The sequence below is a fragment of the Streptomyces sp. NPDC056835 genome (assembly GCF_042789485.1).
Classification (GTDB): Bacteria; Actinomycetota; Actinomycetes; order Streptomycetales; family Streptomycetaceae; genus Streptomyces.
Genome location: NZ_JBHUBB010000002.1, coordinates 138,938 through 160,534, shown reverse-complemented (window position 1 = coordinate 160,534; position 21,597 = coordinate 138,938). Strand labels below are relative to the sequence as shown.

Genomic DNA, 21,597 nt, shown 5'->3' with positions numbered 1-21,597 from the left:
TGATTTCGCAAGCAAGACCCGTGACGTGGGGGAATGGTTGCCGCGTTCTTCACAGAATCTTTAAGTGGTCTGTGTCACAGGAATTTCACAGGAATATGAACCCGCCGGGAGTGAGCGCGAAGGACGGCGGCTGCGAAGGACGGCGGCCACGAAGAACGGTCGGTTCCGGGCGTCCCCGGAGCCGACCGCCCATGGGTGACCGGGCTGCTGTCCCCTGCCGACCGGTCACGAACGCCGGGGCGAGGTCCCACGACGCACCTGCGGTACGTCGCACGCCCCGGCGGAGCCACGCGTGGCTCCTCTTTCGTGGTTCCTCTTTGTTCTTCTTGTTCCTCTTTCGTGCGCGCCCGCCCCTGGCTGGGCACGGACGCACGGTCCAACGAAGGCTCGCGGGACCCGGTCACGCGCCGTACGGGTGAGAGCGGCACCCGAACTCAGATGCGGCCGGGCCTGGGACGCGGCCCGGTTCGGACCCCGGTCCGGACCCCGGTCCGGGCCCGGTTCAGACCCGGCCCCGGCTCAGCTCAAGCAGGGTCATCGCCAGCGCCGTACCCGGCTTGCCGAGGGCTTCCCGGTAGCGGCCGAGGATCTCCATCTCGCGGGAGAGATTGACGCGACGACCACCGGAGGTGATCCGGGCGTCCTGGATGACGGCCGAGACCGCCATCCGCTCCTGGACGAGACCGATGATCCGGTCGTCCAGCGCGTCGACGCGTTCGCGCGCGTCCGCGATGAGCGTGGCGGCCTCTTCGGTACGGGCGCCGGTGTTCTCCGTGACAGTCATTGCGGGATTCCTTCTCGGGGGAGTGGGCGGGGAACCAGATGTCCCGGCGGCCACAGGGCCCCGAACGCGACAGACGCCCCGGGCCTTGTCGGCCCGGGGCGCCTGGGAGGTCGCTTGTCAGCTCAAGCAGCACGACCATGGCAGCCGGACGGGCCGGTGCCATAGGTAAAGACGAAGGTCAGCTGCGTGTGCATACGGACAGTATGGACCCCGCGCACCCGCGCGGGGCAACGCGGGCCCGGATGGTGAGACGATCGGCCGTCCCCGGCCGGTGTCCGCCCGCCGTTAGAATTGGCAGCACGACACCCCACGTTCCATCACCGTTCCATCACCGCCGGAAGGCCGCCCCCGTGCCAGCAGCACCCCCCGCCGCCGCTCCCGACGTCGTACTCGTCGTCGACTTCGGCGCGCAGTACGCCCAGCTCATCGCCCGCCGCGTCCGCGAGGCACGGGTCTACAGCGAGATCGTCCCGTCCTCGATGCCGGTGGCCGAGATGCTGGCCAAGAACCCCCGGGCGATCATCCTCTCCGGCGGCCCGTCCTCCGTGTACGCCGAGAACGCCCCGAGCGTCGACCGCGCGCTCTTCGAGGCCGGCGTCCCCGTCTTCGGTATGTGCTACGGCTTCCAGCTGATGGCGACCTCGCTCGGCGGCACCGTCGACAACACGGGAGCGCGGGAGTACGGCCGTACGGAGCTGCGGGTGTCCAAGACCGGCTCCACCCTCTTCGAGGGCACCCCGGCCGAGCAGTCCGTCTGGATGTCGCACGGCGACGCCTGCTCCGCCGCGCCCGCCGGCTTCACCGTCACGGCCTCCACCGATGTCGTACCCGTCGCCGCGTTCGAGAACGACGAGAAGAAGCTGTACGGGGTGCAGCACCACCCCGAGGTCATGCACTCCACCTACGGCCAGCAGGTCCTGGAGCACTTCCTCTACCGGGGCGCCGGTATCGAGCCGACCTGGACCACCGCCAATGTGGTGGACGAGCAGGTCGCCCTCATCCGTGAGCAGGTCGGCACCAAGCGCGCCATCTGCGGGCTGTCGGGCGGGGTGGACTCGGCCGTGGCCGCCGCCCTCGTACAGAAGGCCATCGGTTCCCAGCTGACCTGTGTGTATGTCGACCACGGGCTGATGCGCAAGGGCGAGACCGAGCAGGTCGAGAAGGACTTCGTCGGCGCCACCGGCGTACAGCTCAGGGTTGTCGACGCCGAGGAGCGCTTCCTCACCGCGCTGGCCGGGGTCTCCGACCCCGAGCAGAAGCGGAAGATCATCGGCCGTGAGTTCATCCGGGTCTTCGAGCAGGCACAGGCCGAGATCATCGCCGAGGCGGGCGCGGAGGGCGAGGACGTCGCGTTCCTCGTCCAGGGCACGCTGTACCCGGACGTGGTCGAATCGGGCGGCGGCACCGGCACGGCCAACATCAAGTCCCACCACAATGTCGGCGGGCTCCCCGACGACATCGAGTTCGAGCTCGTCGAGCCACTGCGCAAGCTGTTCAAGGACGAGGTCAGGATGGTCGGCCAGCAGCTGGGCCTGCCGGACGAGATCGTCCAGCGCCAGCCCTTCCCCGGCCCCGGCCTCGGTATCCGGATCGTCGGCGAGGTCACACGCGAACGGCTCGATCTGCTGCGCGAGGCCGACGCGATCGCCCGCGAGGAGCTGACCGCGGCCGGGCTCGACCGGGACATCTGGCAGTGCCCGGTGGTCCTTCTCGCGGATGTGCGGTCCGTGGGTGTGCAGGGCGACGGGCGTACGTACGGCCATCCGATCGTGCTCAGGCCCGTCTCGTCCGAGGACGCGATGACCGCCGACTGGACGCGGATGCCGTACGACGTGCTGGCGCGGATCTCCACGCGGATCACCAACGAGGTCGCGGAGGTCAACCGCGTGGTCCTCGATGTGACGAGCAAGCCGCCGGGCACCATCGAGTGGGAGTGACGGGCAGCGCGCCTCCGGCCCCGCCTCTGGCGCCTTCGGCGTCAACACCGTAACGCTGTTGTCACCCGCCCGGACCGCCCCTACGGCGCGCGGGTTGCCCTCTGTGCGGCAGAATTCCCTTGCGTTGCAAGGAAGTTCGGTGGACGGGGCGGGAAAGGCGGCGTTCGGCGTGGCGGTGCAAGAGGCGAGGCAGGGCGCGCACGGCGGAGGCTGTACGTGCGGGGACTGCCCGCACGGAGCGCGGGAGGGGCACCGGCGGGCGGTGGCCGCGTTCCTGGTGAAGCGGGACGAACTGGCCGCGGGACAGGGGCTGCCCGCCGCGGTGGCGCACTCGGCGGGGGCCTCCCGCCAGTGGGTCTCCGACGAACTCACCCAGTCCGCCAACGCGGTGGCCGACCGCAGCCGTGAGGCGGGCGATGCCTGGCTGCACGCCGTCTGGCGGCGCACGCTGCTGGTGGTGTGGGGCGGGGTCGTGCTGCTCGCGCTGGTCCAGTCCGTGACCGCGATAGGAGCCGGCTGGACGCTCGCGCGTACGGCCGGACTGCTCGCCGCCCTGGTCGTCGCCGGGCTGCTGACCACCGCCGCCCGGCTGCACCGGAGCCGCGGCGGCCTGCTCGCGCCGCTGATCGGCGAGGACAACCGGCTGTCGACCTCACGGACCGTCGCCTCCGCCTGGGTCCTGCTCGCCGTCTTCTCCGTGCTCGTCCTCGCGCTCCAGCTGGCCGGTGCCTCCGGGCCCGACCGGCGCGACGAGCTGATCGCCGGCCTCGAGCTGGCCCGGGGCGCTGGCCTGGTGACCGTACTGGCCGCGGTGTGCGCCATCGCCGTGGTCGTACGCCGGGTGGTGGCCGTACGGGTACTGGGCCAGCGGCTCCAGAAGGTACGGGCCGCACGGCCGCGGCTGGCCGATCTGCTCTGCGACGACGCCGGGCGCGGCAGCTTCACGGATGTGCAGTACACGCTGGTGAGCGCCGTCGCCGTGGTCTTCTCCGCGGTCCGGCTGGCCCGGCGGCCCGAGCAACTGCCCGATCTGCCCTGGGCGCCGGCGCTGCTGGTAGCGGTCTCCGCCGCCACCTACTTCGCGGGCAAGTACGCGGAGGGCGGCCGGCCCGTCGTCCTGTCGGTGGTAAGGGCCAGGGAGGCGGGCGACCTGGACGCCCCGATCCGTACCGGCGACGACATCGAGATCCGCGGGGCGGGTTTCGTACCGCCGGGCGCGGGCACCCCGGACCGGCTGGCCCGGATGGTCGTCAGGATCGGCGCGGTCCATGTCCATGTCCCGCTGGTGCCGGTCCCCGGCGGCTTCGCCAATCCGTCGGACACCTCGCTGACCGTGCCCGTACCGGTGGATGTGGAGCCGGGCTCCGTCGAGGTGCAGGTCGTGACGGCGGCCGGAATCGAGACCAACCGCGTGATCGTCGAGGTCATGGACTAGTGCCGCGATAGGCAGAGCCAGAGGACTACCCCCCGCCACTTTTAACCTATAGCGCACTGGGGGGCTTGCGGCAAGACCCGGGTGGTGGCGCAAAATCGTCGGCCGAGGCCACTACCTGCGGAAATTGGGGGCACCACGTGCGTGCAGTGCGACGGGACACGGCTGCCTCGGAGGTATCGCGATGACCGAGCGGTATGTGCGGGATCTTGGGGAGGTTGACGAGACGCAGGTCGCGTTCGTCGGCGGTAAGGGCGCTCACCTGGGCGGGCTGTCGCGGATCGAAGGCATCCGCGTCCCGGCCGGCTTCTGCGTGACGACGGACGCCTTCCGGCGGATCATGGCGGAAGCGGCGGAAGCGTCGTCGATCGACGATCGGCTCGATCAGCTGTCGCGCCTCAACCCGGACGACCGGGAGGCGATCCGCACGCTCAGCGCGGAGATCCGCCGGACCATCGAAGGGATCGCCATCCCGGGCGATCTCGCGGCGGCGATCACCCGCGCGCTCGACCTAGGTCTCGGACAGGGCCTGGGCGAGCAGGCCGCCTACGCCGTCCGATCCAGCGCGACGGCAGAGGACCTGCCGACGGCCTCCTTCGCCGGTCAGCAGGACACGTACCTGAACGTCGTGGGGCCGACGGCGATCCTCCAGCACGTCAGCCGGTGCTGGGCCTCGCTGTTCACCGAGCGGGCCGTGACCTACCGTCAGCGGAACGGCATCGACCACCGTACGGTCCACATGGCCGTGGTCGTGCAGCGGATGGTCTTCCCGCACGCGGCGGGGGTTCTGTTCACGGCCGACCCCGTCACGGGCAACCGGAAGGTCGCCACCGTGGACGCGGGCTTCGGCCTCGGCGAGGCCCTGGTCTCCGGCCTGGTGAACCCGGACGTCTTCAAGGTGCGACACGGCGAAGTCGTCGCCAAGACGATCGCCGCCAAACAGCGTGCCGTTCACGCCCTGCCGGACGGCGGTACGCGGGAAGTGGCGATCGACTCGGAGCGGCAGGAGCGGCCGGCGCTGACGGATGCGCAGGTCGTACGGCTCGTCCGGCTCGGGCGGCGGATCGAAGCGCACTTCGGCCGCCCGCAGGACATCGAATGGTGCCTGGTCGACGATGGCTTCCGGATCGTCCAGAGCCGGCCGATCACGACGCTGTTCCCCATCCCCGAGACCGGCGACCAGGAGAATCACGTCTACGTCTCCGTCGGTCATGGGCAGATGATGACCGACCCCATGAAGCCCCTGGGGCTCTCCGTGTGGCAGCTGACGGCCATGGTGCCGATGCACGAGGCCGGCGGGAGGCTGTTCGTCGACGTCACCCGGCGCCTGGCCTCGCCCGCGAGCCGCGCCGGTCTCCTGGACGTCATGGGGAGAGGCGATCCGCTGATCAGGGACGCTCTGGAGACCGTCCTCGACCGCGACGACTTCGTCCCGTCGCTCCCGGACGCGGGTCCCGGCGGGCCACCGGCCGGCGGTGCGTCCGCCCCGATCGAGACCGATCCGGCCATCGTCACCGAGCTGATCGAGCGCAGCCGGATGTCCATCGCCGCCCTGGAGCGCGACATCCGGACGAAGACCGGACCGGCGCTGTTCGACTTCCTGCTGGAGGCCTTCGAGGAGCACAAGCGAATCCTCGGCGACCCGCTGAACCTTCAGGCGATCATGGCGGGGATGGAGGCCACGTGGTGGCTCAACGACAAGCTGTGGGAGTGGCTGGGCGAGAAGAACGCGGCTGACACGCTCACGCTGTCCGCCCCCGACAACGTCACGTCGGAGATGGGACTGGCGCTGCTCGACGTCGCGGACGTGATCCGCCCGCGGCCGGAGGTGGTGGCGTTCCTGCGGGGCGTCGAGGACGACGGCTTCCTGGACGAGCTGGCGAAGCTCGCGGGCGGGACCGAGGCGCGCGACGCCATAGAGGCCTACCTCGACCGGTACGGCATGCGCTGCGTCGGCGAGATCGACATCACGAGGCCGCGTTGGCGCGAGCGCCCCACCACGCTCGTGCCCGTGATCCTCGACAACGTCAGGAACTTCGAGCCGGGCGCCGCCGGGCGGCGCTTCGAGCAAGGGCGGCAGAAGGCACAGAAGAAGGAACAGGACGTGCTGTCACGCTTGCGGGCCCTGCCGGACGGGGACCGGAAAGCCGACGAGGCCAAGCGGATGATCGACCGGGTCAGAACCTTCATCGGGTACCGGGAGTACCCGAAGTACGGCATCGTCAGCCGCTACTTCGTCTACAAGCGGGCCCTGCTGGAAGAGGCCGGGCGCCTTGTGCGGGCCGGCGTGCTGTCCGAGAAGGAGGACATCTTCTTCCTCACGTTCCAGGAACTCCACGACGTCGTGCGCACGAACCAGGTGGATGACCGGCTCATCCAGCGGCGCAAGGACGCGTTCCGGTCGTACCACGCGCTCACCCCGCCCCGGGTGCTCACCTCGGACGGTGAGGCCGTCACCGGGGCGTACCGGCGCGACGACGTGCCGGCCGGCGCCCTGATCGGCCTCCCGGTTTCCGCCGGGACCATCGAGGGAAGGGCCCGCGTCATCCTCGACATCGCGGAGGCCGATCTCGAAGCGGGCGACATCCTGGTCACGGCCTTCACGGACCCCAGCTGGTCGCCGCTGTTCGTCGGAATCGCGGGCCTGGTGACGGAGGTGGGCGGCCTGATGACCCATGGCGCGGTGATCGCCCGGGAGTACGGCCTGCCGGCCGTCGTGGGTGTGGAGCGGGCCACCCGGCTGATCCGGGACGGGCAGCGGATCCGCGTGCACGGAACCGACGGGTACGTCGAGATCCTGCCTTGACCGACCGCGCCGAGCCGCCTCTTCCGCTACCACGTACCGGACCGGTGAACGGATCCGGCCGCATACCGTTCAAGGTCTGTTGAGGACTGTCCGATTCCGACAGGCTGTTGGCTGGTTCACTGAGTGCCGGACGTGTCCTGACGCGTATCCATGGACAAGGCACGCGGGGACAGTCGCCCCCGCGGCAACGGCGCGGGACAGGGAGAGGCGGACCGGCGATGACGCATGGCTACCGGACGGACACCTATGGGCAGCTCGGCGGCGAGCGGACGGGATGGCGCGAGAACGCCTCGCGCTACGCGCTTCTGCCGCTGCGGATCTTCCTCGGCGTCACCTTCATCTACGCGGGGATCGACAAACTGACCCAGAGCGGATTCTTCTCGGCGACCGGCGCGGGGTCCGTCGGCGAGATGATGCGGGCCGTCCGGGACAGCTCGGCCGTCCCCGCGCTGGTGGATCTGGCGCTCAAGAGCCCCTCGGGGTTCGGATACGCCATCGCCCTCGGTGAACTCGCCGTGGGCCTGGGCACCCTGTTCGGAGTGCTCGCCCGGCTCGCCGCGTTCGGTGGCGCGCTGATCTCGCTGAGCCTGTGGCTGACGGTCAGCTGGCAGAGCACGCCGTACTACTACGGCAACGACCTCGCCTATCTCATGGCCTGGCTTCCGCTGGTGCTCGCCGGTGCGCCGGTGTTCTCGCTGGACGCCGTCCTGGCCGACCGGCGGCGGCAGACGCGGTAGTGGGTCCAGGCCACGACGGACGCCACGAAGAGGCCCCCGAAGACCAGCGGGAAGGCCACGTACCACGGTGTGTGCCAGGTGCCCGCGCTGTCGCCCGCGTACATGACGGCCGTACCGAGCGCCGTCAGCCCGATGACCAGCCGGCCCGGTCTGAAGTCATGACGCGGCACGGGTCACCTCCACCTGGCCGAGGCCGACTTCGAGCCGCAGCTCCAGCGTGCCCGCCGGGGCGGACCCGGCGCGCGGCGACAGCGTGCGCTCGCGTGACTGGTCCGGGGAGATGTCCACATCGTTCGGCGGCTCCCCGGGGAGCCGGATGTCCCCGAGACCGGCCGTGGCACGCACCTTCACGGTCACTCCTTCCGGTATGACGACTTTGAGCTGCCCGGCGCCGACCTCGGCGGATGTACGGACCGTTTGCCCCTCGGGTACGGCGAGCCCGGCCAGATCGAGGGTGCCGACGCCGGAGCCCAGCGTGTACCGGGGTTCCACGGACGCGACCGAGGCCGGGGTCCACCGCAGGCGGCCCCACTCCGTGCTGATGTCCTTCGGCACCGCCGCGCTCGCCGCGAGCAGCCCGGCCGTGACCACCGCCAGGAAGATCGTGCCCAGGCCGGTACGGCCCAGGAAGCTGCTGACCACCATCCCGAGTCCGAAGACCGCGAGCGCGGCGGCCAGACCGATCTCCAGGCTCGTACCGAACGGCCGGCTGTCCCACGTCAGGCCCGTGCCGAGCCCGCCCGCCAGCAGGGCGAGCAGGAATACGGAGCCGCCGATCCCGCGCGGGCCCCGGGGGCGTGGCGTCCGTACCAGCGGCGGGGCCGCGCCGTCGCGCCGCTCCCGCCGCTCCTCGGCGGTTTCCCGCGGACCCCACAGATAGGCCGCCTCGGCCGGATGGCCCGTGGTGCCGTCCTTGACGATCGGGTCGCGCCACCACGAAGGGGCGCCGCCGGGCGTCGGCGGCGCCTTGGTCTCGGGGGGCGCCTCCGCCGCGGCGTGCGCCGTCGCGGAGGCGGGGGACGCCCCGTCGGACGCGATGAGGCGGCGGCGCTGCGACCAGACGGCCGAGCCCACGACCGCGACCGACAGCATCACGGCGAAGGAGAGCGTGCCGTCGTCGCCCAGCATCGACAGGAGCAGTCCGCAGCCGACCAGCGCGAGCAGCACCGCGATCAGCGACGAGCCGTCGACCCGGCCCGACAGCAGCCTGCGGACCTCGTTCTCGTCCTCGCCCTCCAGCGGGATCAGCAGCCAGGCGAAGCCGTAGAAGATCAGCCCGATGCCGCCGGTCACGGTGAGCACCCCGATCACGATCCGGAAAATCACCGGATCGATGTCGCAGTACCTGCCCAGGCCGCCGCACACCCCGGCGACCATCTTCTGCTGCGGGCTGCGCCGCAGGTCCGTGGAGAGTGGCCGGGACGACGCGGGGCCGGGGCCGGGGGCCGATGCCGGGGGTGGCGCGGCGGGCGGCGCTGGGGGCGGCTGGGTCATACGTCCATGGTGACGGCGCGCGGGCGCGGGCTCCAGCGGCCCCGACCCCGGTCTGTCCCTGATATTGGCCCAGGACACGCCCTAGGTGTCGTCCCAACTGCTGTCCCAGGTATCGCCCCGGGTATCGGCCCCCGGGTACCCCCAGGTATCACCAGGTACCCCCCAGGTACCCCCGGGTGTCCCCAGGTATCAGGGTCGCCTCAGGGGCCCGACCCTGATGTCCCCGCACACCGCGCCATGTGACCATCGATGGCATGCCAGCCGCCCCGCCACGCGCCGCGACCTCAGCCTCCCGCGCCCCTCTGCCCGAGGAACAGGCCACGCGCAAGCTCTACCGCAGCGCGGACGGACGGATGCTCGGCGGTGTCGCGCGCGGGCTGGCCGGGCATCTCGGGCTGCCGGTCGTCTGGGTACGGCTGGTCTTCCTCGGCCTCTTCTTCGGCCAGGGCCTCGGGGCTCTGCTCTACGCCGTCTTCTGGATAGTCGTACCGCTCGGTGTCGGCGGTACGGCGAGCGAGCCGCGCTCCCTCTTCGAGATCAGCCCGGACGGCCGGCGGCGGCTCCGCAAACCCGACAAGGGCCAGATCGTCGCGCTGATCGCACTGCTGATCGGCGCGTCCGTCTTCGTCGGCAACGTCAATCTGGGCCGCAGCCAAGCCGACCGTTACATCTGGCCCACCCTGCTGATCGGCGCGGGAGTCGTCCTGGTCTGGCGGCAGGCGGACAACGCCCGCCGCGCCCGCTGGACCGAGGTCGGCAGACGCCGCCGGATCTTCCAGCTCGCCCGCGGCCTCGCGGGCGTCGCGCTGGTCGGGCTCGGTCTGACCGTCTTCATGGTGGTACGCGGCGCGGCGACCCAGCTCGGCAACGTACTGACGGGGGCGATCGCGGTCGTGGCCGGAGTCGCCCTGCTCGCCGGGCCCTGGCTCGCACGGATGACTCAGGACCTCTCCGAGGAACGGCTGATGCGTATACGCGCGCAGGAACGGGCCGAGGTCGCCGCCCACGTCCATGACTCCGTGCTGCACACCCTCACGCTCATCCAGCGCAACGCCGACAACGGGGGAGAGGTCCGCAGGCTCGCCCGCGCCCAGGAGCGGGAGCTGCGCGCCTGGCTCTACAAACCCGAGGGCACGGGCAAGGACGAGGAAGACGAACCCACCACTCTCGCCGAGGCGGTGAAGCGCACGGCGGCGGAGGTGGAGGACTACCACGGGGTCCCGATCGAGGTCGTGGTCGTGGGCGACTGCCCGCTCGACGAGAAGCTGGCCGCGCAGATGCAGGCCGCGCGCGAGGCGATGGTCAACGCCGCCAAGTACGGTGGCGAGGGCGGTGCCGTACAGGTCTTCGCGGAGGTGGAGGGCCGTACGGTCTTCCTCTCCGTACGGGACCGCGGCCCCGGCTTCGACCTGGACGCGGTGCCCCCCGACCGGATGGGCGTACGGGAATCGATCATCGGCCGGATGCAGCGCAACGGCGGCACGGCGCGGCTGCGGTCGGTGCCCGGCAACGGCACGGAGGTCGAGCTGGAGATGGAACGGGCAGACTGAGGACGGGCGTGAGTGCGTACGGGTCTCAGGGGCCCGTACGAACGGCCCGTACGAACGGCCCGTACGAACGGCCCGTTTGAACGGCGGGTACGAACTGAACGGCGCGCACGGGCGACGAACGACTAGGGCGAGGGGCAGAGACCATGAGCGAGGGCGCACAGGCCGGGGCCACCGGCGCGGAGAGCGGCGGCGGCGCGACAGGTGACGGCCGGCGCGTACGGGTCGTGCTCGTCGACGACCACCGGATGTTCCGTACCGGAGTGCAGGCCGAGATCGGCCGTACGGAGGAGACGGGCGTCGAGGTCGTCGGCGAGGCCGCCGACGTCGACCAGGCGGTCACCGTCATAACGGCGACCCGGCCGGAGGTCGTGCTCCTCGATGTGCACCTCCCCGGCGGCGGCGGGGTGGAGGTGCTGCGCCGCTGCGCGCCGATGATGGGGGCGGTCGAGCATCCGGTGCGCTTCCTGGCGCTGTCCGTCTCGGACGCCGCCGAGGACGTGATCGGGGTGATCAGGGGCGGCGCCCGCGGCTATGTCACCAAGACGATCACCGGCAAGGACCTGGTCGACTCGATCTTCCGGGTGCAGGAGGGCGACGCGGTCTTCTCGCCCCGGCTGGCCGGCTTCGTCCTGGACGCCTTCGCCTCGACGGACGCGCCGCCGGTGGACGAGGACCTGGACCGGCTGACGCAGCGCGAGCGGGAGGTGCTGCGGCTCATCGCGCGCGGGTACGCGTACAAGGAGATCGCGAAGCAGCTCTTCATCTCGGTCAAGACCGTGGAGTCCCATGTCTCGGCGGTACTGAGGAAGCTCCAGCTCTCCAACCGGCACGAACTGACGCGGTGGGCGACGGCGCGCAGGCTCGTCTGAGACCGCGCGCCGCCGGGTCCACGAGCAGGTCCGCCCGGTCCACGAGGAAGGCCGCCCGGTCTACGAGCAGTGCCACTCGGTGACGTACGTCCGGTCCCGGTACTCCATCACGCCGCGAATGCACTCGCCCGGCGCGGTGTCGAGCTTGCCGGTCTGCTCGGCGCGGCCGTGCCAGGTCTGCAAGGTGCCGAGCCAGCCGGGGAACGCGGTGATCCGGTCGTCCTTGCGCTGGTAGCCGAGGCGTACGGCGACACTGGGGTGGCCCGGGTACTGGACATAGCGCACGGTGAACGGTCCCGCGCCGCCCACCGGGCCCTCGATACAGAGCCGGCCGCCGGACAGATCGCCGCACCCTCGGGGAGTGAGGCCGACGGGCGCCAGAACGAGAACGGCGCCCACGGCGAGAACCGTTCCTCTGACGGCGGTTGCTCGTCTCACGGCTCCCCCTTCAGGGCAGACGGGATGCTGCTGCCATCGTGACCCGGGGAGGGCGAACCGGCATTCCGGCATGGGCCGTTCGGCTATAGGGGGCTCATGGGTTCTTCCCTGGACCAGTCCGGCCGACATCGTCGGACCGGCCGACCGGCGTCCCTAGGCCGGCCGGCTGGCACCCGCGAACGGCATCTGGTCGATCGGCGCCAGCCGGACCGCCGAGCCCGGCCGAGGGGCGTGGATGATCTGCCCGCCACCGGCATAGATCCCCACATGGCTGATACCGGAGAAGAAGAACACCAGGTCGCCGGGGGCGAGATCGCCACGTGAGACCCGCTGTCCCGTGTTGATCTGCGTGTAGGTGGTACGGGGGAGGGCGACGCCCGCGGAGCGCCAGGCGGCCTGGGTGAGCCCGGAGCAGTCGAAGGCACCGGGTCCGGTCGCGCCCCAGACGTACGGCTTGCCGATCGCCCCGTAGGCGTAGGCGACCGCCGCGGCGGCACGGGCGTTCGGCGCCCGCACCGCGCCGGGCGCCGGGGACGCCGCGCCCTGGTCCCGGCCGTCCTGCCCCTGGTCGTACTGAGCACGCTGCGACGCGGTGAGGCGGTCCAGCAGCCGCTGGGCCGAGCCGATCTTCTCCTGGATGGCGGACTTGTGGCGGGCCAGCTCGGACTGGGAGGCCTTCAGCTCCGTGAGCCGGCCGTCGGCCCGGGTGCGCAGTTCGGCGATCCGGGCGAGTTCCTTGCGGATGGCGGTGATCCTGGCGGCCTGCCGGGAACCGGCCCGCTCGGCGAGCGAGGCGCCTTCCAGGTACTCCTCGGGCGAGGAGCTGAGCGCGAGCTGTACGGCGGGGTCGAGCCCGCCGGCCCGGTACTGCGCGGAGGCGATCGAACCGAGCGCGTTGCGCGAGCTGTTGAGCCGTTCCGTCCTGCGCGTGGCCTCGTCCCGCAGATGCGTGAGCGCGGTACGGGCCTTGTCCGCCTTCACCTTCGTCCCGTTGTACCGCTCGGTCGCGGTCTCCGCCTGCTCGTACAACGCGTCGACCTCGGCCTTGACCTGGGCCGGGGTGAGCCGGGGCTCGGCGTGTGCTGCGCCGTCGAAGGCGGTGGCGGTCGCGGCCCCGGCGAGTGCGAGGGTGGCGGCGGTACGGCCGGCGGGGCCGGTGAGCGTGCGCTGTCTGGGCTTTCGGTGCGCTGCCACGGGGGTGGATCCTCTTCCCTAGTCGTCACGGTGGGTCATGGCCGGTCGCCAGGAGAAGGACGCTAGGGCGCAAGGTCACAGTCCGGCCTCGGCATGGCCGGTATTGGCGAGAGGTGGCGGAACGAGGCCGTGTTGTGACCGGCATGATCGCGGCCCCGGAACGTCTTTCTGTCCGGACCCGACCGATATCGGAACAGCGCACCACCTCGCCGTCAGGTGGTGATATGGCCCTCGATAGGCTCCGGGCATGGACGTACTCATCAATGTCTTCGTCGCGCTTCACATCATCGGCATAGCGTCGCTGCTCGGCGGCTTCCTCACCCAGATGAAGTCGATGAGTACGGGGACGGCCCGCTTCAACAAGGCGATGCTGCACGGCGCGCTGACGATGCTCGTCACGGGAGTGGCCCTGGTGGGCCTCAACCAGGCCGACGACCAGACGGTGAACAACATCAAGATCGGCATCAAGCTCGCGGTGCTGGTCGTGATCCTGGCCGTGGTGTACGTGAAGCGCGATGACGAGACCGCCCCGAAGCCGCTGTTCGGCGCGGTGGGCGGGCTGACGATGGCCAACATCTTCATCGCCACGCTCTGGACCTGACACGGCGACGGGGGCCGGTCCTCGCTTCCGGCCCCGGCCCCCGGCTCGCGGCTCGCGCGTGCCGCGCGCGGCACCCGGCTCGCGCGTTCCGCACGCCGCCCGTCAGGCGGGGCGGATACTTCCGTAGATCGGCATGTAGTAGATCGACTCCTCGCGGACGTTCGCGCCCGGCTTCGGGGCGTGGATCATCATGCCGTCGCCGATGTAGATCCCGACGTGGCTGATGTCGTCGTAGAAGAAGACCAGGTCACCGGGGAGCAGATCCTCGGTCGCGACGCGCGTGCCGGCCTTCACCTGTTCCCCGGTGGTGCGCGGCAGCTCCACGCCCGCCTCCTTCCAGGCGGCCTGGGTCAGGCCCGAGCAGTCGTACGAGCTGGGGCCTGTGGCGCCCCAGACGTACGGTTTGCCTATCTGGGCGCGGGCGAAGGAGAGGACCTTGGCGGCCTTGGTGGCGTAGCTGCCGTCCGAGGTTCCGGTGCCGCCGCTCGTGCCGGTTCCCGCGCCCGTGCCCGTACCCGCGCCTGTGCCGCTCTGACCTGAGCCCGTCCCGGAGCCCGTGCCCGTGCCCGTACCGGTCGACGGGGTCTTGGCCTGCTGCTCCTCGCGCTTGCGCTCGGCCTCCTCCTTCGCGCGGGCCTCCAGCTTCGCCCGCGCCTCCGCCTTGCGGCGGGCCTCCTCTTCCTTCTTGCGCTCCAGCGCGGCCAGCCGCGCCTTCTCCTCCTTGGTCAGCCGCGACAGCAGCGCACGCGCCGCGCCGAGCTTCTGCTGCACGTTCTGCTTGCTGGTACGCAGCGCGGCCTGCGAGGCGGTGAGCGACTCCAGGTCCTTCGACGCCTGAGCCCGCTTCTTCGCGGCGGCGGCCTGCTGTGTCTGGTAGTCGGTGAGGACACCGCGCTGACGCTCCGTCAGCCGGTCCGTCACCTGCTTCTGCTCGAAGAACGCCTGCGGGCTGTCCGCGAAGAGCAGGGCGGCGGTCGGGGTGACCGCGCCTTCCCGGTACTGCGCGGCCGCGAACGAGCCGAGCGTACGCCGGGCCTCGTTCAGCTTGTCCGCGCGCTTGGCGACCTCGTCGAGCACCCGGTCGACCGCGCGCTTCTGCTTCTGCGTGGTCTCTTTCGCCCGGTTGTACTTCTGTGTCTCACTTCCGGCCTGGCGGTACAGATCGTCGACCTTCTTCTGTACCTCTTCGATGGACGGCTTCGGCTCGACGGGTGTGGCGCTCGCGCTCTGCGCCGAGAGCAACGTGACCGAGGCGAGCGCGGCTGTCGTGATCCCGACGGCGGGAGAGGCGGTACGTACTCCGCTGAGGCTGCGCGGCTTGCGATGCGACGCCAAGGTCTGCATCTCCTTCCGTGGACCGCCTACCGGGTTAGCTGTCGGGTTCGGGCGGAACGGAAGGCTGCCCTACGGACCTTGAGCGAAAGGCCCGATTCACCCCGGTTGTTCTGTGTGGGTCCCCGGTTTCGAACTTCCTTGGGGAAAGTCCGAATTCGGCGTGGGCCGCCCGCTTGGCGTGGGTCGCCGTTGGGGGTACGGGCTGCCTGATCGAGCACGCTAGCCAAAGTGTGGTGCTGGTGTGAAGGTCGATGGCCGATATGCCCGATACATTTTCGTGACCATTTGCGCGTGCGATGTGTGAAACGGATCGGTGACGCCTGACCGCCACGATGAGTGACCGAGGCGCCGCCCGTGGTGATCCCCTTGGCGATGACGGCGATGACGGCGATGGCGGCGATGACGGCGATGGTGACGGGGATGGGGACGGCGAGGGGACGGCGAGGGTGGCGGGGCCGGGGAATTCCGGAGGCGGGCACCGAGTGTCAGTGGGGCCGCCTAGACTCGGAAAGCGATGAGCAGCCTCTTTGACGACAGTTTCCTGGCGGACCTCCAGCCCTTCGGCGACGAGCATCCACCGCCGCCCGAGGACGACGCCGAGCACGCACCGGAGCAGGTGCCCGACGACCTCTTCCAGGGTGCCTACGACGCGCCTCCGGTGCGGGACCAGTACCACCGCGACGGCGCCCCGCGCACGGTCGTGGATCCCGCCGCGCTGCTCGAAGGGCTGAACGAGGAGCAGCGCGCGGCCGTCGTGCACACCGGCTCGCCGCTGCTCATCGTGGCCGGGGCCGGGTCGGGCAAGACCCGGGTGCTGACCCACCGGATCGCGTATCTGCTGGGTAGCCGCGACGTCCATCCCGGTCAGATACTGGCGATCACGTTCACCAACAAGGCCGCGGGCGAGATGAAGGAGCGCGTCGGCCAGCTCGTCGGCCCGCGCGCCAACGCCATGTGGGTCATGACGTTCCACAGCGCCTGCGTACGGATCCTGCGGCGCGAGTCGAAGAGGCTCGGGTTCACCTCGTCGTTCTCCATCTACGACGCCGCCGACTCCAAGCGTCTGATGGCCCTGGTCTGCCGCGATCTGGACCTCGACCCCAAGCGTTACCCGCCGAAGTCCTTCAGCGCCAAGATCTCGAATCTGAAGAACGAGCTGATCGACGAGGAGACCTTCGCCGACCAGGCCACCGACGGCTTCGAGAAGATGCTCGCCGAGGCCTACCGGATGTACCAGGCGCGGCTGCGCGAGGCCAACGCGCTGGACTTCGACGACATCATCATGACCACCGTCCATCTGCTCCAGGCGTTCCCCGATGTCGCCGAGCACTACCGGCGGCGCTTCCGGCATGTCCTGGTGGACGAGTACCAGGACACCAACCACGCTCAGTACACGCTCGTACGCGAGCTGGTGGGCCCCTCCGGCGAGGAGCACGACCCGGCCGAGCTGTGTGTCGTCGGCGACGCCGACCAGTCGATCTACGCCTTCCGGGGCGCCACGATCCGTAACATCCTCCAGTTCGAGGAGGACTACCCGGACGCGACGACTATTTTGCTGGAGCAGAACTACCGCTCCACGCAGACGATCCTGAGCGCCGCCAACGCGGTCATCGAGCGCAACGAGAGCCGCCGGCCGAAGAATCTGTGGACGAAGGCCGGCGCCGGCGCCCAGATCACCGGCTACGTCGCGGACACGGAGCACGACGAGGCGCAGTTCGTCGCCGACGAGATCGACCGGCTGACGGACGCGGGCGAGGCCAAGGCGGGCGATGTCGCGGTCTTCTACCGTACGAACGCGCAGTCCCGCGTCTTCGAGGAGATCTTCATCCGGGTCGGCCTGCCCTACAAGGTCGTCGGCGGAGTGCGCTTCTACGAGCGCAAGGAGGTCCGCGATGTGCTCGCCTATCTGCGCGTTCTGGCCAACCCCGAGGACAATGTCCCGCTGCGCCGGATCCTCAATGTGCCCAAGCGCGGCATCGGGGACCGCGCGGAAGCGATGATCGACGCCCTCGCGCTGCGCGAGAAGATCACCTTCCCGCAGGCGCTGCGGCGGGTGGACGAGGCGTATGGAATGGCCGCCCGCTCGGCCAACGCCGTCAAGCGGTTCAACACGCTGATGGAGGAGCTGCGTACGGTCGTCGAGTCCGGCGCCGGGCCCGCGACGATCCTGGAGGCCGTGCTCGAACGGACCGGCTATCTGGCCGAGTTGCAGGCGTCGACCGATCCGCAGGACGAGACGCGTATCGAGAACCTTCAGGAACTGGCCGCGGTGGCGCTGGAGTTCGAGCAGGAGCGCGGCCAGGCCGCCGCGGCGGCGACGGGCGGCGGCGACGCGGCCGATGCCGCCGGTGCGGCCGATACGGCCGCCACGGCCGCTGTGACCGGTACGCTCGCCGAATTCCTGGAGAAGGTGGCGCTCGTCGCCGACTCCGACCAGATCCCCGACGAGGACGAGGACGGCTCCGGTGTCATCACGCTGATGACGCTGCACACCGCCAAGGGCCTCGAATTCCCGGTCGTGTTCCTGTCCGGTATGGAGGACGGCGTCTTCCCGCACATGCGCGCCCTCGGCCAGACGAAGGAGCTGGAGGAGGAGCGGAGGCTGGCGTACGTCGGCATCACCCGCGCCCGTGAGCGCCTATATCTGACCCGGTCGTCGATGCGGAGCGCGTGGGGCCAGCCCTCGTACAACCCGCCGTCCAGGTTCCTGGAGGAGATCCCGGGACACCACCTGGAGTGGAAGCGGACCGGCGCGCAGATCCCGGCGGGGCCCACGTCCGGGGTCGCGTCCTCGCTGTCGTCGTCCTTGTCGGCCGCCTCGCGTTCGAGGTCGGGCGGTGGTCCCTCGGGCTTCGCCACACGGCGCACCACGGAAAAGCCGGTGATCGCGCTGGCGGTCGGGGACCGCGTCACACACGACCAGTTCGGCCTCGGCACGGTCATGGCGGTGACGGGCGCAGGCGCGGACACGCAGGCGACGGTCGACTTCGGGGACACGAAGCCCAAGCGGCTGCTGCTGCGGTACGCGCCGGTCGAGAAGCTGTAGGTACGGGGAGAACGTACGGGGGCGCGGCGTACGGGGGGCGCGGCGTAAAAACGGGGGGGCGTATCCGACCGTGAAGCGCGCCGGGCGCGGCGCGCTTACGTGCGCTTACGTCGGGTTGACGCCGTGGCTGCGGAGCCAGGCCAGCGGGTCGATCGCGGCGCCGCCGCCGGGCCGTACCTCGAAGTGCAGGTGCGGTCCGGTGGAGTTGCCCGAGTTCCCCGAATACGCGATCACATCACCGGCCTTGACCGAGCCGGAGCGGATCTTCGTCGTGCTGAGATGGCAGTACCAGGTCTCGGTGCCATCGGGCGAGGTCACGATGGCCATGTTGCCGTAGGCGCTGTTGTACTGCGTGCGTACGGTGCCGTCCGTCGCGGCCATCACCGGCGTTCCGTACGACACGGGGAAGTCGATCCCGGTGTGCATGGACATCCAGTTGACCCCGGCCTGGCCGTAGTACGCGCTGAGTCCGTGCTGCGAGACGGGGAGGACGAACTTGGGACGCTCGGCCTCCTTGCGTGCCGCCTCCGCCTCGCGCTTCTTCCGCTCCGCTTCCTGCCGCGCCTGGAGGTCGATGCGCTCCTGCGTACGGCTGGCCCGGTCACCGAAGTCACGGGCGTCGGCGCTGAGTGCGGCGAGCTGCGTGTCCAGTTTGTTGTTCGCGGCCACGGGCTTCACGGAGCCGGGGTCGGCGGCCGAGGCGGTCGTGGTCTTGTCGGCCTGGGGCTCCTCGCCCGCGCCGAGGCCACCGACGGAGGCGGCGGCGACACCCGCGACGCCCATGACACAGACGGAGGGGACGGCGACGGTGAGGAGCGCGGAGCGCTTGGCGGGGGTACGGCGCCGACCTCGGCCGCCGGTCGAGCCGCCGCCGCCCCGGCGTTCGCCGCGGGGCGGGAGGCTGACGGTGGGCGTGGTCATCGTCGCCGCCATGTGCAGCTGCTCGGCCTCGGGAGCGGAGTCCGCTTCCGTACCGCCTTCGAGTCCGGCCTCTTCGGCCTCGGCGTGGGCGTCGCTCTCTGTACCTGTACCTGTACCCGTACCCGTGCTCGTGCCCGTACCGGTGCTGGTCTCGGCTTCGTAGCCGGGCTCCGCGTCGAAGGCGTGTTCAGGCTCCGGCCCGGGGGCGCCGTACTCGGCGCCCTGGGCGAGGTCGTACTGCTCGTACGGGCCGCCGTCCTGGCCGTACCGCTCGTGCGCGTTGTCGTACGGGGCATCGGCCGTCGTACCGGGCGAGTTCCAGGCGGTGGCGTCGTACGCGCCGGTGTCGAACGCGGGCGCCGCCCACTGCGCGGTCGCCTCGTACCCGAACTGCGCCGCCTCGAACTGCGCGGTCTCGAACTGTGCGCCCGCGAACTGAGCGGCGGCGTCGAACGGTGCCGCGGCGGTGTGCTCCGAGATGCCGTAACCGAACTGCGTGGCGTCGAACTGGCCTGTCCCGCCGGTCCCGTTCAGGTGGTCGGCCTGATGCGCCTGGCTTGCCTGATGTACCTGGTTCGCCTGGTTCCAGGCGTCGGCGTCCCACTGGCCCGTGACATCCGGCTCCGCCGACTGGCCCGGGATGCCCGGGGTCTGCTGATAACCGTTGTCGGGCGCGGTGGTGACGGTGGCCCACTGGCCGCTGGTGTCGTACTGCGGCGTGCCGTACGCGTCGTATCCGGTCGTCCGGTGGGCGCCGGTTTCCCACTGCGTGTTGTCGTACTGGCCAGTGGGGGCCTGGGAGTTCTCATAACCGCCCGAGCCGTCCGGCAGGGTGCCGAAGAGGGGGTCGGTCTCGAAGCTGCCGGTCTGGTAGCCGTCATATGCGGCGTACCCGGCGTGGGCGTGCTGGTCGTTCACCAACTTCTCTCTCGCCTCGGCAGCAGAACCAGGGTTTCCTCCGGGAGCCTCCCTGACGGACAGGTCCCCTGAGTGAAAGCAGTGGCCGCGACTGTACCCGGCGGTATAGGACGGCGACAATCTTCGGCAGGTTTTGCGTTCCGTTGAAACGGGCATTCGGCCGTGTTTCGGCGGACGCCGGGCGCAGACTTGGCCTTACGTTCGAAATACGTTCGAGACAGGAGTGGGATTTCGAGAGGTGTTTTCGAAGAGCCCCGGCCTTCGAGTGTCACGCGACAGCCGACAGCCGACAGCCGGCAGTCGGCGCGCGTCAGACGTCAGACGTCAGACGTCAGACGTCAGACGTCAGACGTCAGACGTCAGGCGGCGGACGCCGGTCCGTCGAAGCGGGGGTTGTCCTCTTCGGATTCCCCGGCGGATCCTTCGGGCGATTCCTCGGGTGCCAGGCCGGAGTTGACCGAGTCCGGGCCGGATTCGCCTTCGTGCCCGGGAGATTCGAGCGCGTGCCGGATGCCGGCCGCGACTCCGGGGTGCACCGTCATGGCGAGATGTCCCACCCCACTCACCAGCACGTTCTCCGCCAGCAGGTCAGGGTGCGTGATGCGCGCGGTGAGGGCCGGCGCCATCAGCTGGTCGAGGTCGCTCCAGAAGCTCACGAACCGCGTACGGCAGCCGGGCGCGGGCAGCCGCAACTCCTCGATCAGGTCCGAACCCGGCCGCATCTGCCGTACGACGGGGTGGGCGTTCGCCAGCGGGACGACGGCCGTGCCCTCGTGCGGCGTGGCGATCGTGACCAGCGTACGTACCCGTGTGTCACCGCCCAGACGCTGTACGTAATACCGCGCGATCAGGCCGCCGAGGCTGTGCCCGATCACATCGACCTGGCGGTGCCCGGTGCGGGCGCAGATCTCCTCCACGTACTCGGCGAGCGATTCGGCGGCCGTACGGATGTCGCAGGTCAGCGGCGAGTAGTTGAGCGATACAAGACGGGTCCAGCCGTGCCGGGCGAGTGAGCGGCGCAGCAGGACGAAGACGGACCGGTTGTCCACGAGACCGTGGAGCAGGACGACGGGGGGATGGGCGCGGCCCTCGGTGGGCAGCTGGGCGGTTTCAGGCGGCAGGGGCTCGGCTCGGCGCTCCTGGACGATTCCGGCGGGGTAGAGGACGAGATGGCCGCTGAGCACCGCCAGGTCGAGCGCGGTGGCGCGGAGCAGGTCCGCGGCGGGCGTGGCGTCCCACACGCGGCCGGCCTGGCGCAGAAGCTGCGGAACGAAGGGAAAGAGCGGCAAGAACGGCGAAACCTTCATGGCCGACCTCCGAACGGCACCCGGGGGGCGGCTCTGACCTCCGCGTGCCCTCACAGGGGGCCGCCGGGCGGGTCGGATGGCTTCCGGCACGCCGATGTGCCGAGGTCGGCACACACGAGCCGCGCCGCCGCGCCGCGCGGCTGGCGGCACGGTGGAACGGCGCCCGTGTGGCGACTCCTTCTGCGGCTCCCCTTGCGGTCGTCCCGACCCGGCTGGGTATGCCGAGTC

Annotated in this window: 15 protein-coding genes and 1 riboswitch; of the genes, 8 read left to right on the top strand and 7 right to left on the bottom strand. The window is 70.5% G+C overall.

Features of this window, described 5'->3' with window-relative positions; translation table 11 throughout:
* Positions 1 to 502: 502 nt before the first annotated feature.
* Positions 503 to 838, bottom strand: a complete 336-nt coding sequence (locus tag ACFRMN_RS03175) for a chorismate mutase (RefSeq protein ID WP_383012447.1) — start codon at positions 836 to 838, stop codon at positions 503 to 505.
* 296 nt (positions 839 to 1,134) lie between these two features.
* On the opposite strand from ACFRMN_RS03175, the gene guaA reads away from it, so the two are divergent.
* The 4 genes from guaA (at position 1,135) to ACFRMN_RS03155 (ending at position 7,696) form a co-directional block, all read left to right on the top strand.
* Positions 1,135 to 2,721 carry a glutamine-hydrolyzing GMP synthase gene (gene guaA, locus ACFRMN_RS03170; protein ID WP_383012444.1) on the top strand — a complete coding sequence of 529 codons (1,587 nt, stop codon included), beginning with the start codon at positions 1,135 to 1,137 and terminating at the stop codon, positions 2,719 to 2,721.
* A gap of 169 nt (positions 2,722 to 2,890) precedes the next feature.
* Positions 2,891 to 4,156 (top strand): hypothetical protein, encoded by a 1,266-nt coding sequence (locus ACFRMN_RS03165; RefSeq protein ID WP_383013015.1) that lies wholly within the window; start codon positions 2,891 to 2,893, stop codon positions 4,154 to 4,156.
* Positions 4,157 to 4,337: 181 nt separating this feature from the next.
* A complete protein-coding gene (gene rph, locus ACFRMN_RS03160; RefSeq protein WP_383012441.1) occupies positions 4,338 to 6,959 on the top strand; it encodes a rifamycin-inactivating phosphotransferase in 2,622 nt (873 codons plus the stop codon).
* Between the two features lie 218 nt (positions 6,960 to 7,177).
* The gene (locus tag ACFRMN_RS03155; protein ID WP_383012439.1) at positions 7,178 to 7,696 is read left to right on the top strand and encodes a DoxX family protein; all 519 of its coding nucleotides are present in this window, start codon (positions 7,178 to 7,180) and stop codon (positions 7,694 to 7,696) included.
* A 156-nt stretch (positions 7,697 to 7,852) separates the two neighbouring features.
* Here the strand turns inward: ACFRMN_RS03155 and ACFRMN_RS03150 are convergent, their stop codons facing one another.
* The gene (locus ACFRMN_RS03150) at positions 7,853 to 9,190 is read right to left on the bottom strand and encodes a PspC domain-containing protein (RefSeq protein WP_383012436.1); all 1,338 of its coding nucleotides are present in this window, start codon (positions 9,188 to 9,190) and stop codon (positions 7,853 to 7,855) included.
* Positions 9,191 to 9,444: 254 nt separating this feature from the next.
* Here ACFRMN_RS03150 and ACFRMN_RS03145 point away from each other — a divergent pair, with 254 nt between their 5' ends.
* The gene (locus ACFRMN_RS03145; RefSeq protein ID WP_383012433.1) at positions 9,445 to 10,740 is read left to right on the top strand and encodes a PspC domain-containing protein; all 1,296 of its coding nucleotides are present in this window, start codon (positions 9,445 to 9,447) and stop codon (positions 10,738 to 10,740) included.
* A gap of 143 nt (positions 10,741 to 10,883) precedes the next feature.
* A complete protein-coding gene (locus ACFRMN_RS03140; protein WP_383012430.1) occupies positions 10,884 to 11,609 on the top strand; it encodes a LuxR C-terminal-related transcriptional regulator in 726 nt (241 codons plus the stop codon).
* Positions 11,610 to 11,669: 60 nt separating this feature from the next.
* On the opposite strand, the gene ACFRMN_RS03135 is transcribed toward ACFRMN_RS03140, so the two are convergent.
* The gene (locus ACFRMN_RS03135) at positions 11,670 to 12,047 is read right to left on the bottom strand and encodes a hypothetical protein (RefSeq protein ID WP_383012428.1); all 378 of its coding nucleotides are present in this window, start codon (positions 12,045 to 12,047) and stop codon (positions 11,670 to 11,672) included.
* Between the two features lie 153 nt (positions 12,048 to 12,200).
* Entirely contained in the window at positions 12,201 to 13,241 is a 1,041-nt protein-coding gene (locus ACFRMN_RS03130) for an NlpC/P60 family protein (RefSeq protein WP_383012425.1), read from the bottom strand.
* A 247-nt stretch (positions 13,242 to 13,488) separates the two neighbouring features.
* Here ACFRMN_RS03130 and ACFRMN_RS03125 point away from each other — a divergent pair, with 247 nt between their 5' ends.
* Positions 13,489 to 13,842 carry a hypothetical protein gene (locus ACFRMN_RS03125; protein ID WP_365750853.1) on the top strand — a complete coding sequence of 118 codons (354 nt, stop codon included), beginning with the start codon at positions 13,489 to 13,491 and terminating at the stop codon, positions 13,840 to 13,842.
* Between the two features lie 102 nt (positions 13,843 to 13,944).
* Here the strand turns inward: ACFRMN_RS03125 and ACFRMN_RS03120 are convergent, their stop codons facing one another.
* The gene (locus ACFRMN_RS03120; RefSeq protein WP_383012422.1) at positions 13,945 to 15,186 is read right to left on the bottom strand and encodes an NlpC/P60 family protein; all 1,242 of its coding nucleotides are present in this window, start codon (positions 15,184 to 15,186) and stop codon (positions 13,945 to 13,947) included.
* Positions 15,185 to 15,348: riboswitch (cyclic di-AMP (ydaO/yuaA leader) on the bottom strand. (Overlaps the previous gene by 2 nt.)
* 343 nt (positions 15,349 to 15,691) lie before the next feature.
* Between ACFRMN_RS03120 and pcrA the strand changes: the two genes are divergently transcribed.
* Complete coding sequence (gene pcrA, locus ACFRMN_RS03115; RefSeq protein WP_383012419.1) at positions 15,692 to 18,223, top strand: DNA helicase PcrA; 2,532 nt, start codon at positions 15,692 to 15,694, stop codon at positions 18,221 to 18,223.
* A 105-nt stretch (positions 18,224 to 18,328) separates the two neighbouring features.
* On the opposite strand, the gene ACFRMN_RS03110 is transcribed toward pcrA, so the two are convergent.
* Positions 18,329 to 20,062 carry a M23 family metallopeptidase gene (locus tag ACFRMN_RS03110; protein WP_383012416.1) on the bottom strand — a complete coding sequence of 578 codons (1,734 nt, stop codon included), beginning with the start codon at positions 20,060 to 20,062 and terminating at the stop codon, positions 18,329 to 18,331.
* A 359-nt stretch (positions 20,063 to 20,421) separates the two neighbouring features.
* Positions 20,422 to 21,369: an esterase/lipase family protein gene (locus tag ACFRMN_RS03105; protein ID WP_383012413.1), complete on the bottom strand. Its 948-nt coding sequence runs from the start codon at positions 21,367 to 21,369 to the stop codon at positions 20,422 to 20,424.
* Between the last annotated feature and the right edge of the window lie 228 nt (positions 21,370 to 21,597).